The sequence below is a fragment of the Mesobacillus sp. LC4 genome (assembly GCF_053543455.1).
On the sequence record NZ_JBGCUB010000001.1, the window covers coordinates 238,192 to 250,900 of the forward strand.

The window sequence follows — 12,709 nt, forward strand, 5'->3', positions numbered from 1 at the left end:
GAGTCACAAAATACTGCATATCAGATACTTTAAATATTGCGTATGAATGTACGGGAATGTTAGAATTATCTTTATGTGAAAAGATTCGGGAGTGGTAATCATGAGTAAACGGGATTACTATGAAGTCCTCGGAGTCAGTAAATCGGCTACGAAGGATGAATTAAAGAAAGCCTATCGCAAGCTTTCTAAGCAATTCCATCCGGACATCAATAAAGAGCCGGGAGCAGATGAAAAATTCAAAGAAGTTAAAGAAGCATACGAGGTATTAAGTGACGATCAAAAGCGCGCTCACTATGACCAGTTCGGCCATGTCGACCCTAACCAGGGATTTGGCGGCGGCGGTGACTTCGGAGGCGGTTTTGGCGGTTTCGAAGACATTTTCAATTCTTTCTTTGGCGGCGGTGGCGGCAGACGCCGTGATCCTAACGCGCCAAGGCAGGGTGCCGATCTCCAGTACACAATGACCTTGAAGTTCGAGGAAGCTGTTTTTGGCAAGGAAACGGACATCGAAATTCCTCGTGAAGAAGAATGTGATACATGTGACGGAACTGGAGCAAAACCAGGAACTAAAGTGGATACATGTAAACACTGTCATGGCAGCGGCCAGATCAGCGTGGAACAAAACACTCCATTTGGACGTATTGTTAACCGCAGAGTTTGTCACCACTGTAATGGAACAGGGAAAGAAATCAAAGAAAGATGTAAGACATGTTCCGGAACAGGAAAGGTTACAAGAAGGAACAAGATACATGTTAAAATCCCAGCTGGTGTCGATGATGGCCAGCAGCTGAGAGTGGCAGGAAAAGGAGAAGCCGGTATCAATGGTGGACCTGCAGGTGATCTTTATATTGTCTTCCACATCAGGTCTCATGAATTTTTTGAGCGTGACGGCGATGATATATACTGTGAAATGCCGATTACCTTTGTCCAGGCAGCACTTGGTGATGAAGTTGAAGTCCCTACACTGCATGGTAAAGTGAAATTGAAAGTTCCTGCTGGAACACAGACAGGTACAAAGTTCCGCTTGAAAGGAAAAGGGGTACCGAACGTCCGCGGGTATGGTACAGGAGACCAACATGTCCTTGTCCGTATCGTGACTCCAACCAAACTGTCTGAAAAGCAAAAGCAGCTTCTCCGTGAGTTCGCCGAAGTGAGCGGTCAGTCTCCTCTTGGAGAGCAGGAAGAAGGCTTTTTTTCCAAAGTAAAACGTGCCTTTAAAGGTGATTAATCGAATGGAGTTGGTATAAATGAAATGGTCTGAAATCAGCATTTTAACTACAAATGAAGCGGTTGAGCCGATTTCCAATATCCTGCACGAAGCAGGCGCGAGCGGGGTTGTAATAGAAGATCCGCTGGAGCTTGAGAAGGAAAGAGAGGACCAGTTCGGGGAAATATACCAGCTTAATCCAGATGATTATCCGGAAGAAGGAGTTATCGTAAAAGCTTATCTGCCGGTAAATAGTTTTCTTGGAGAAACAGTCGATGAGATAAAAGAAGCGATCAATAACCTGATCATCTACAATATCGATATCGGGATGAATAAGGTATCAATCAGTGAAGTGAATGAGGAAGAGTGGGCAACTGCCTGGAAGAAATACTACAACCCTGTGAAAATCTCTGAGAAGTTCACGATCGTTCCAACTTGGGAGGATTATACTCCAGTCAACACAGATGAATTGATCATCGAGCTTGACCCGGGAATGGCATTCGGTACAGGAACGCACCCGACAACTGTCATGTGTATCCAGGCCCTGGAAAGAACTGTCCAGCCTGGTGACCGTGTCGTGGACGTTGGTACAGGATCAGGTGTCCTTAGTATTGCAGCAGCTAAGCTGGGGGCAGGAAAAGTGGAAGCTATGGATCTGGATGATGTAGCAGTGCAGGTGGCAAAACTCAACCTTAAACTGAACAAAGTCCACGATGTGGCAACCATTTCACAAAACAATCTTCTTGACGGTGTTGAAGAAGGGGCAGATATTGTCGTAGCGAATATCCTGGCAGAAGTGATTTTACGTTTTGCTGATGATGCAGGCAAGGTCGTGAAAAATGGCGGGTACTTCATCACTTCTGGCATCATCCAACAGAAGAAAGAAGTTGTCAAAGATGCAATGATCAATGCTGGCTTTGAAATAGAGGAGATAATATCTATGGAAGACTGGGTTGCGATCATCAGCAAAAAGAAATAATGTAGAAAAAGGGGAACGGTTTATCCCCTTTTTTCTATCTTGTTAAATGTTATGTATTCAATCTATTAGATGTCTAGCTCCAGTGCCTGGCCCTCTAGAAGCTTGTCGGGACGGCTCAAGGCGCTTGCGCTTTTAGGAAAGCAGGTGCTATGGTGCAGCGGTATTTTATTGAAAAACAAGCGAATATGGAAGAGTTCAATATTAGCGGCGACGATTATCATCATATTGTACGTGTCATGAGGATGAAGGCTGGGGATGAAATCATCTGTGTCACGCCTATGGGAAAAAGCGCAGTTTGCCAGATTGCAGAAATTACCGATGAAATCGTAGTGGCAAACGTTGTAAAATGGGAGGATGGGACTACCGAGCTTCCAGTCCATGTCGTTATTGCGAGCGGTCTGCCCAAAGGGGATAAGCTCGAATTGATTATCCAGAAGGGTACTGAACTAGGTGCCTTTGAATTTGTCCCTTTTACCGCATCCCGCTCAATTGTTAAATGGGACGGCAAGAAGGCTGCCAAAAAGGTTGAACGCTGGCAGAAGATTGCCAAGGAAGCTGCCGAGCAATCGCATCGCAGCCATGTTCCAGCAGTGAGGGAACCTGTCAGCCTCAAAGAATTAATTAAATTGAGCGATGAGTATACGTATAAACTGGTTGCTTATGAGGAAGAGGCAAGGGAGGGCGAAGCGTCGGTCCTTTCTTCTACTCTCGCGAAATTGCAGGAAGGAGACAGTCTCCTGATTGTATTCGGTCCTGAAGGAGGACTTACATCCGAGGAAGTTGTCCTATTAAGTGAAAATGGATTTTTAGTTTGTGGTCTCGGGCCGCGCATTTTGCGTACAGAAACAGCACCGCTATATGCCTTGTCTGCTGTTTCCTATCATTTTGAATTATTGAGGTGAAGATAATGCCTACAGTTGCTTTTCATACACTAGGTTGCAAGGTTAACCACTACGAAACAGAAGCCATCTGGCAATTATTTAAGGAACAAGGATACGAGAGGGTAGAATTTGAATCTACCTCAGATGTTTATGTCATCAACACTTGTACGGTAACGAATACAGGGGACAAGAAGAGCCGCCAGGTCATTCGCCGGGCTGTGCGTAAGAATCCGGACGCTGTTATTTGTGTTACGGGCTGCTATGCGCAGACCTCCCCTGCAGAAATCATGGCGATTCCTGGAGTAGATATTGTCGTTGGAACACAGGACCGTGTTAAAATGCTTGAGTATATTGAACAGTACAAGCAAGAGCGCCAGCCAATCAATGCTGTAGGAAATATCATGAAGAACCGTGTTTATGAGGAATTGGATGTACCGGCATTTACAGACCGTACAAGAGCTTCATTGAAAATCCAGGAAGGCTGCAACAACTTTTGTACTTTCTGTATCATTCCATGGGCACGCGGTTTGATGAGATCCCGTGATCCACAAGAGGTCATTCGCCAGGCGCAGCAGCTTGTTGATGCAGGCTACAAGGAAATCGTCCTAACCGGTATCCATACAGGCGGATATGGTGAAGATATGAAGGATTACAACCTTGCAGCACTTCTTAGGGATCTTGAGGCTCAAGTAAAAGGCATAAAGCGCCTGCGCATTTCCTCTATTGAAGCAAGCCAAATTACAGATGAAGTGATCGAGGTAATCGATCAATCGAATATCATCGTCCGTCACTTGCACATTCCGCTTCAATCCGGATCTGACACAGTTTTAAAACGTATGCGCCGCAAATACACAATGGAATTTTTCGGAGAGCGTCTTGACCGACTGAAGGAAGTATTGCCAGGCCTTGCCGTGACATCTGATATCATTGTTGGTTTTCCTGGTGAAACGGAAGAAGAATTCATGGAAACCTATAATTTCATCAAGAAACATCAATTCTCAGAGCTGCACGTCTTCCCATATTCCAAACGGACAGGTACTCCTGCTGCAAGAATGGAAGACCAGGTGGACGAAGAAGTGAAAAACGAACGCGTACACAGGTTGATCGAGCTTTCCAACCAGCTGGCTAAGGAATATGCTTCTCAGTTTGAAAATGAAGTGCTAGAAGTCATCCCTGAAGAGATTTACAAGGAAGAACCAGAGAGCGGACTATATGTAGGTTATACAGACAACTACTTGAAAGTGGTTTTCCCTGTTACCGAAGATATGATTGGAAAAATCGTGAAGGTCAAAATCGCAAAAGCAGGCTATCCTTTTAATGAAGGACAATTCGTCCGCGTACTGGACGATGAAACTGTAGCTGAACACGCCGTTATATAAAGAGTTGTGAAAGAGCTGGCAAAAATGCCAGCTCTTTTAATGTTTTTAAGGGTACATTTAGATAGGTATTGACCAGGATTAAGATATATCGGCGGAAATATAAATATATCGACCACATTTTAGAATATATCGGCGAAAAAATAGATATATCGACCACATTTCATTTTTTGATGTCCAAATGAGTTTTCAAAACCTAAACACGTTTCTCCCTCCCGTGAATGAATTCAATCATCCTGCCGAATTTCTCGGCGACAGGCAGTACAAGCAAGGAAGCGATTATATTATAGATGACACTCACATGCGCCAGCTGGACTTCTGGTCTTGTGGCAGTCAAGGCAGCCAATGAGGCAATTTGGTCAATGAATGGATAGAAGACTGCAGCCCCAGCGATATTCAGCCATACATGGGCAAATGCTGTTAGCCTGGCCTCTTTTCCAGCACCAATCGACGCCAGCATCGCGGTAATGCATGTCCCTATATTGGCACCAAGCATCGAGGCTACTGCTGAATCCATGCTTAAAGTTCCTTCAGACAGAAACCCCATGATTATTCCAGTCATCGCTGTACTGGACTGGATCATAGCTGTAACAACCATGCCTGTAAAAATGCTTATTAAGTGGCTATTGTTCAAATTGGCGAGGGCGTGATCGACAATTGGAAGGCTGGTCACAGGATCAGCGAGGAAGGTGAAGCCTCGCATTGCTGCAAAAACAGCTGCAATCCCAAATGAAATGGCTCCAATATTCCGCCAGGTTTTATTTCTCATTACCATTAAGATAGCGCCGATGACAGCAAAAGGCACGATAAAGGCGTCGATGTTGAACGTGATGATTTCAAGTGTGAAGGTTGTCCCGATATTTGAGCCAAGAATGATACCGATTGAATTCGAGAACTTCAGCAGGCCTGCAGAAATCAAGCCGATCGTGATGACCATGACAGCCGAACTGCTGTGCAGGAGGGCTGTAACGATGGTTCCGGCAATCAGCCCTTTTATTGGTGTATCGGTCATGTGGGCCAGCCAATTCTTCATCCTGCTTGCGGATAAATCGAATAAGCCTTTTCGAAGCAATGTCATTCCTCCGATGAAGACGGCAAGGAATAATAGGAAAAATAATAGATAGACCATCGTACTCCCCCTCCCATTTATATGTATGAAGAGGCAGACAGGACATGCTAATAAAATTTGCAGACAGTATGTTATTGTGCAAAAGTACATATTCTAAAAACAAGGGCTAAATACAGTTGACCTCCTGCCAGTGTTATATTATAATTGCAAGGTACATGGTTTCCATGTGTTTTGGTGTTAGTGTGTTGTGCTCGGAGGGAGGGAAAGAGAATGTCTAAAACTGTCGTTCGTAAAAACGAATCGCTTGAAGATGCTCTTCGACGCTTCAAACGTACTGTATCTAAATCAGGTACTATCCAAGAAGCTAGAAAGCGCGAATTCTACGAAAAACCTAGTGTAAAGCGTAAGAAAAAGTCTGAAGCTGCTAGAAAACGCAAGTTCTAAGAGAGGGTGGAATAACTTGAGCCTGCTCGAGCGTTTAAATAATGATATGAAACAAGCGATGAGGAACAAAGAAAAGGACAGACTCACGACGATTCGGATGGTCAAAGCATCCCTGCAGAATGAAGCAATCAAGCAGGGCAAGCAGGAATTATCCGAAGAAGAAGAGTTAACTGTACTTTCTCGTGAAGTGAAACAACGCAAAGATTCCCTCCAGGAATTTGAAAAAGCTGGTCGTCAAGACCTCGTTGAAAAGATACAAACAGAACTAAAGCATGTCGAAATTTACATGCCACAGCAGCTTAGCGAAGAAGAAGTGACGGAAATCGTCAAAGAAGCTATCGCGGAGACCGGTGCGGCATCGAAAGCCGATATGGGTAGAGTAATGGCTGTCCTTATGCCTAAAGTAAAAGGTAAAGCAGACGGATCTCTCGTTAATAAACTTGTACAACAACACCTTTCATAAAAAGCTCGAAGGCCGCAGGATATTCTTGCGGCCTTTTTAGCGCATACTAAAAGCTGTCCTAACATAATTAATTTTGCTATGTAATTGTCTATACAAAGTTGCGTATTCTCTTGTAATTTCTACACAGTTTGGAATTTATATGGCGAACTTGAGCCTCTGCCTCCGCAAAAGGTCACATAGAAAGATTCTATAAGCCCAAACAGAGGCTCGAGTTCCTAAAAAGGTCATAGAAAAAGGTTCTATGAGCCCCATTTGTGCTCCAGCTCCACAATGGGCTAAATTGAACATTCAATATCCATGGTATGAAAGGATTGGCGGAATATCTTAACATCAAAAATGAACATTTCAATTCAAGTTAAATAATTTAAAAATCTGTAGGAAATCTTTGAAACCTTTTGGTGTTCAAATGCGTATTACCGCTATGGCCTTATTTTAATGAATGGAGGTGCCGAATTGAAAATAAAATCAGTGATTGCGAGCATCATCATCCTCTTGTCACTTGCCAGCTGGATCAATCCGTTTACTGCAGATGCTGATCAAAAAGTAGTCTATGTGGTGCCGATTGAAGAAACAGTCGAAAAGGGCCTGCTTGCCTTCCTGGAAAGAGCGGTGGAGGAGGCGGAAGAGGCTGGTGCGGAAGCAATCATTTTTGATGTGCATACACCTGGTGGAGTCGTTGATGCCGCTGATGGGATAGGCAAACTGTTGACTGGTACTGACTTGAAAACTGTTGCCTTCGTCAATAAAAAAGCGTTATCCGCCGGTGCCTATATTTCCTTGAATACAGACGAGATTTATATGGTTCCTGGGGCAACTATGGGATCAGCTGCAATAATCGACCAGCAGGGCAATACTGCTGGAAAGAAAGCGGAATCTTACTGGTTCGCTGCCATGAAGGCGGCTGCCGTTGAAAGTGGAAGGGATCCGATCTATGCCCAGGCGATGGCTGATGACAGCATTGATCTTCCTGAACTCGGGGCAGGCAAGGGTAAGCTTCTGACTCTTACGGCAGATCAGGCACTTGAAGTCGGTTATTCGGAAGGAACGGTAAAAAATCTTAACGAATTATTAAATAAACTGGGTTATGAGGATGCTGAAATCAAGAATGTGAATGAGACTTTCGCGGAAAAGCTAGCGAGATTCATTACACATCCTGTAGTGATTCCAATCCTGATGACAGTCGGCAGCCTTGGGTTGGTTCTTGAACTTTACTCTCCGGGATTTGGTCTGCCGGGTATTGCCGGTTTATCAGCATTGTTATTATTTTTCTATGGGCATATGGTTGCTGGGCTCGCTGGTTTCGAGACATTGATTTTATTCGCACTTGGTGTCGGGCTAATCTTGCTCGAGCTCTTCATACCAGGTGGGATAGCCGGAACTATTGGTTTATTAGCGATCATAGCGAGCTTTTTCATGGCCTCCGCCAATGTGATCCATATGGGAATATCGTTACTGATCGCATTGACTGCGTCCATCGTTTTATCTATTCTGATGATAAGGGTGTTTGGAAAAAAGATGAAATTTTTCAAAAGAATCATACTGACCGATTCAACAAGCACTGAAAAGGGTTATGTATCCAATAAAAACCGCCTGGAATTGATAGGCGTAGAAGGAGTCACATTGACTCCCCTCAGGCCATCTGGAACGATTGTTGTGGAGGATGAACGCATAGATGCAGTCAGTGAAGGTGGCTTTATAGCAAAGGGGAAGAGAGTCAGGATTGTCAAAACCGAAGGCTCAAGGATTGTAGTTAGAGAAATTGCGGATATCTAATTTGTTCTTTCATTAAGGGTTCAATGGGGTACTCATGCCGCAACGAATCAATGGAGCAACAAGTAGAGATAAAAAAACCAGAGGTCTTTGAGATTCAAAGACTGTGGAATAATATTTTTAGGAGGCAGTTCATATGGAAGCAGGTACAGCATTTGTTTTAGTTGCCATTGCACTTGGGATCATATTCCTTGGTGTTTTACTGACATTCGTTCCGGTAATGCTATGGATTTCAGCATTGGCAGCAGGTGTCAGGGTCAGCATTTTCACGCTGATTGGTATGAGATTGAGAAGGGTTATCCCAAGCAGGGTCATCAATCCGATGATCAAGGCGCACAAGGCAGGTTTAAATGTAACGACGAACCAGCTTGAAAGTCACTATCTTGCGGGAGGTAATGTTGACAGGGTAGTAAATGCCCTGATTGCAGCGCACCGTGCGAATATTGAGCTGTCATTCGAAAGAGCGGCAGCGATTGACCTTGCTGGCCGTGATGTACTGGAAGCCGTACAAATGAGTGTAAATCCAAAAGTAATTGAAACGCCATTCATCGCTGGTGTGGCCATGGATGGGATCGAAGTAAAGGCGAAAGCCAGGATTACAGTTAGAGCGAACATCGACCGTCTTGTCGGGGGTGCTGGTGAAGAGACAATCGTTGCCCGTGTAGGCGAGGGTATTGTATCGACGATCGGTTCTTCTGATAACCACAAAAAAGTGTTGGAAAATCCTGATATGATTTCGCAAACAGTCCTATCAAAAGGTCTTGATGCGGGGACGGCGTTTGAAATTCTATCGATCGATATCGCGGACGTTGATATCGGCAAGAACATCGGTGCCGAGCTTCAGACAGAGCAGGCAGAAGCCGATAAGAAGATTGCCCAGGCGAAAGCTGAAGAGCGTCGCGCAATGGCTGTAGCACAAGAACAGGAAATGAAAGCGCGCGTAGAGGAAATGAGAGCGAAAGTTGTCGAGGCGGAAGCAACTGTACCATTGGCAATGGCAGAAGCGCTTCGTGAAGGCAACATCGGTGTAATGGATTATATGAATATCCAGAATATCGAAGCAGATACAGATATGAGAGGCTCTATTGGCAAGCTTACAAACAATAAAAAAGATGATAAAAATAATAATTGATGGAAGAACCCGTTAAAAGAAAGGGGGGCTGCTCATGGAACTTTTATTTGAATTGTTCAGCAATCCTATAGCCCTGTTTATTTTGATCGGGGTCATCTCCAGTCTTTTTAACAAAAAGAAGACGGATGGTCAGCAGCCACAGCGCCGTCCGGTCAGGCCGCCTGGTCCGATGCAACAGCCTGGACCAGTAAGGCAGCCTCGTCCTGCGCCTGCCAGGAGACAGCCGGCAGAGGCAAGGGTTGAGCCTGCGCCTCCAGTCGAAAAAGATTATGAGCCTCGTCAGGATTCTCGCAGGGAAACCGAACGAAGCCGCGAATCTGGAAAGCGCAATTCTGGTGAAACTGGTGTTGAAATCATTAATGATCTCCAGCAGGTTTATCTAGAGAGAAAGCTTCAGGCAGAGGATCTTACCAACAAAGAGAGATCCAGTAAAGGCAGGATGTCTGCTGGTGAATCGTCAGGTCGATTGAATCAAAAGAGAGACCAAAAAGTATCAGAGGTGGTCATCCAGCCAGACAGGGACACGCTGGTAGAGGGAATAATTTGGGCTGAAGTCCTTGGCAAGCCAAGGGCAAAAAGGCCGTACAACCCGGTCAGGAGAAATTAGGCAAAGGATTTGCCTGCCATCCTGCAGTCTTGGAAGAATGCGCAGCCATAAAGTTAAAAATAGTGCTAGAACCTCCTTTTTTCTCATACATATGAGATGAAAGGGGGTTCTTTTTTTATGGCAAAAAAATGGGGCCAGTACGTACGAAAATGGATGACACAAAAGATGGATCTTCCTCAAGATGTCATGATGGATCTCCCTAGAATCACGATGATTGGGCAAGTCCATATTTATATAGAAAATCACCGGGGTCTGCTTGCGTTTTCGGATGGAGAAGTGCGCCTGATGATAAAAGGGGGCCAGCTTCTCGTCAAGGGAAAGGCATTTGTGATCAAGACAATATTGCCTGAGGAAATTTTGCTCGAAGGAAAAATAGATCAGGTTATTTATATAAATGATTGATTAAGGGGGAGCATAATGAAAAACCAATGGATCCACACCTTTTCTGGCACAGTTAAAGTGAAATTGACAGGAAAGGGAATAGAAAGATTTTTAAATCAGCTGACACGAAATGGTGTTTCGATATGGAATGTGAAAAAACATGGATCTGAGGCTGTCACCTTTTATGTCAATCTTCAGGATGTGAAAAAACTCAGGATTCCGGCAAGGGACAGCAACTGTAAAATCCGTTTTTTAGAGAGGGCAGGCGGCCCTTTCTTTTTAAGGAAATTATGGACAAACAGTGGTTTTTTGGCCGGTGCATTTTTATTTTTAGCTTTGATGATCCTCCTGTCAAATATGGTTTGGGGCATCGAGATAAAAGGAGCGAGCCCTGCGACTGAACATCAGATTCGCAAGGAACTGGACAGACTGGGGATTGGCGTCGGCAAATTGCAGTTTTCTTTAGATAGTGTGGAAAGCATCCAGAAGGAGCTGACAGATAAAGTAGGGGCCCTTACTTGGATCGGTGTGGAGTTGAAAGGGACGACCTATCATTTTCAGGCTGTGGAAAAAAGCGAACCGAAAAAAGCAGAAGCCATAGGGCCGAGGCACCTGGTCGCAAAACGAAAGGCAGCCATCTACAAGATCTTTGTCGAAAAAGGGGAACCTGTTGTTGAAGTGAATGATTATGTTAAGCCTGGCCAACTTCTTGTTTCCGGTCTTTATGGTAAAGAAGATGATTTGAAGGTAGTTGCCGCTGAAGGGAAAATTCTTGGTGAGACCTGGTATACAACAAAGGTGGAATTGCCGTTGAAGAGCACCTTTCAGGTTTATAACGGAAATGAAAAAAAGAAATATTCAATTATAGTCGCGGGTAAGGCTTTGCCTGTATGGGGTTTCGGCAAACCTGAGTTCAGTGAATATGAAACCGAAGTGAGTGAACAGCCGGTGAAATTCTTTAGATGGGAACTCCCTTTAAAGGTGGGAAAAAAGACCCTCAGGGAGAGGGAGCAGGTAACTCGCATATATTCGAAGGAAGAAGCAATCGAAAGTGCAAAAGATTTGGCGAGAAAGGATATAAAAAACTACCTTCCTGAAAATGCTATCATTAAAGGGGAAAAAATTTTACATCAGTCAATTGAGAATGATAAAGTAAAGCTAACAACACATTTTACAATCATTGAAGATATAGCAGAAGGACAACCAATTATCAAGGAGACTGAGAATGACAGAAGACTTAAAAACGATGGAAATACAACTAGCGAACCCAACTGAAGCCATTTCATTATTTGGCAATGCAGATATGAACCTTAAACTGATTGAGCAGGAGCTTGGTGTCTCGATTGTGACCAGGGGAGAGTCAGTAGGTATCTCTGGACCAGAGGACAAAGTGGAAATGGCACAGGCTGTTTTGCAAAATCTGCTCGCTGTGATCCGCAAAGGGATCAGCATCAGTCAAAGAGAAGCTGTTTACGCAATTCAAATGGCTGAAAAGGGAACTCTGGAATATTTCAAGGATTTATATGATGAAGAAATCAGTAAGAACGTTAAGGGTAAATCGATCAGGGTCAAGACTCTTGGCCAAAGGCATTATGTGAATGCAATCAAGAGCCGGGACTTGGTTTTCGGCATTGGGCCGGCTGGTACTGGTAAGACGTATCTTGCGGTCGTAATGGCAGTCACAGCGCTTAAAAATGGGACAGTGTCCAAAATCATCCTGACCAGGCCGGCTGTAGAAGCAGGAGAAAGCCTTGGCTTCCTTCCGGGAGACTTGAAGGAGAAGGTTGATCCTTATCTTCGCCCATTATATGATGCCCTTCACGATATTCTTGGTACGGAACATACAACGCGCCTGATTGAAAGAGGTACAATTGAAATTGCGCCTCTTGCCTATATGAGAGGAAGAACACTCGATGATGCATTTGTGATCCTGGATGAGGCACAGAATACGACTCAAGCCCAGATGAAGATGTTCCTGACTCGACTGGGATTCGGATCTAAAATGATCATTACTGGGGACACCTCACAAATTGATTTGCCAAAGGGTGCTAAATCAGGTTTGGTTGAAGCAGAAAAAGTACTGATGAATGTCTCTGGAATATCCTTTGTTCATCTTGAACAGGCTGATGTAGTAAGACATCCACTTGTCGGCAGGATCATCGAGGCATATGGTAAAAACGAATAAACCATCTAAGTCCGCTCTTGATAAAACGAGGGCGGATTTTTGCAATTATTGAGGGTAAAACGGTTCTAGAACTGATATTGACAGACGTAATCTCAAATAGTGGTGAAAATTCCAGGGAAAACTGATATGATGGAACATAAAGTTAGTCTATTTCCCAGTTATTCTCAAACTTGTTCCTATGGTTTTATTTAAGAAAGTCTATATTTCCCATTGAG

At 44.2% G+C, this 12,709-nt stretch carries 13 protein-coding genes; 12 read left to right on the plus strand and 1 reads right to left on the minus strand.

The genetic code is table 11. The annotated features are described in order from the left end of the window. The first annotated feature begins 100 nt into the window (after window positions 1–100). From dnaJ to mtaB, 4 genes are all read left to right on the plus strand, one after another. On the plus strand, window positions 101–1,228 hold the full coding sequence (dnaJ, locus tag AB5I83_RS01145) for a molecular chaperone DnaJ (protein WP_448972232.1): 1,128 nt from the start codon (window positions 101–103) through the stop codon (window positions 1,226–1,228). Window positions 1,229–1,247: 19 nt separating this feature from the next. Further along, window positions 1,248–2,186, plus strand: coding sequence for a 50S ribosomal protein L11 methyltransferase (gene prmA, locus AB5I83_RS01150; protein WP_167831610.1), 939 nt, complete (start codon window positions 1,248–1,250; stop codon window positions 2,184–2,186). A 152-nt stretch (window positions 2,187–2,338) separates the two neighbouring features. Then, window positions 2,339–3,088, plus strand: coding sequence for a 16S rRNA (uracil(1498)-N(3))-methyltransferase (locus tag AB5I83_RS01155; protein WP_448973848.1), 750 nt, complete (start codon window positions 2,339–2,341; stop codon window positions 3,086–3,088). 5 nt (window positions 3,089–3,093) lie between these two features. Then, a complete protein-coding gene (mtaB, locus tag AB5I83_RS01160) occupies window positions 3,094–4,446 on the plus strand; it encodes a tRNA (N(6)-L-threonylcarbamoyladenosine(37)-C(2))-methylthiotransferase MtaB (RefSeq protein ID WP_448972234.1) in 1,353 nt (450 codons plus the stop codon). 193 nt (window positions 4,447–4,639) lie between these two features. Here mtaB and AB5I83_RS01165 read toward each other — a convergent pair whose 3' ends face one another. Next, window positions 4,640–5,572, minus strand: coding sequence for a Na/Pi symporter (locus AB5I83_RS01165; RefSeq protein ID WP_448972236.1), 933 nt, complete (start codon window positions 5,570–5,572; stop codon window positions 4,640–4,642). 210 nt (window positions 5,573–5,782) lie between these two features. On the opposite strand from AB5I83_RS01165, the gene rpsU reads away from it, so the two are divergent. From rpsU to AB5I83_RS01205, 8 genes are all read left to right on the plus strand, one after another. Continuing rightward, window positions 5,783–5,956 (plus strand): 30S ribosomal protein S21, encoded by a 174-nt coding sequence (rpsU, locus tag AB5I83_RS01170; RefSeq protein WP_015595024.1) that lies wholly within the window; start codon window positions 5,783–5,785, stop codon window positions 5,954–5,956. A 16-nt stretch (window positions 5,957–5,972) separates the two neighbouring features. After that, a complete protein-coding gene (locus AB5I83_RS01175) occupies window positions 5,973–6,419 on the plus strand; it encodes a GatB/YqeY domain-containing protein (protein ID WP_226646731.1) in 447 nt (148 codons plus the stop codon). A gap of 459 nt (window positions 6,420–6,878) precedes the next feature. Beyond that, window positions 6,879–8,192, plus strand: coding sequence for an NfeD family protein (locus AB5I83_RS01180; protein ID WP_448973850.1), 1,314 nt, complete (start codon window positions 6,879–6,881; stop codon window positions 8,190–8,192). A 133-nt stretch (window positions 8,193–8,325) separates the two neighbouring features. Beyond that, window positions 8,326–9,321, plus strand: coding sequence for a flotillin-like protein FloA (gene floA / locus AB5I83_RS01185; protein WP_167831605.1), 996 nt, complete (start codon window positions 8,326–8,328; stop codon window positions 9,319–9,321). A gap of 34 nt (window positions 9,322–9,355) precedes the next feature. Continuing rightward, window positions 9,356–9,928 (plus strand): hypothetical protein, encoded by a 573-nt coding sequence (locus AB5I83_RS01190; RefSeq protein ID WP_448972238.1) that lies wholly within the window; start codon window positions 9,356–9,358, stop codon window positions 9,926–9,928. Between the two features lie 117 nt (window positions 9,929–10,045). Next, entirely contained in the window at window positions 10,046–10,330 is a 285-nt protein-coding gene (yqfC, locus tag AB5I83_RS01195; protein WP_167831603.1) for a sporulation protein YqfC, read from the plus strand. A 15-nt stretch (window positions 10,331–10,345) separates the two neighbouring features. Beyond that, on the plus strand, window positions 10,346–11,584 hold the full coding sequence (yqfD, locus tag AB5I83_RS01200; protein WP_448972240.1) for a sporulation protein YqfD: 1,239 nt from the start codon (window positions 10,346–10,348) through the stop codon (window positions 11,582–11,584). Continuing rightward, window positions 11,535–12,494 carry a PhoH family protein gene (locus AB5I83_RS01205; protein ID WP_448972242.1) on the plus strand — a complete coding sequence of 320 codons (960 nt, stop codon included), beginning with the start codon at window positions 11,535–11,537 and terminating at the stop codon, window positions 12,492–12,494. Before yqfD ends, AB5I83_RS01205 begins: the two co-directional genes overlap by 50 nt. Window positions 12,495–12,709: the final 215 nt, after the last annotated feature.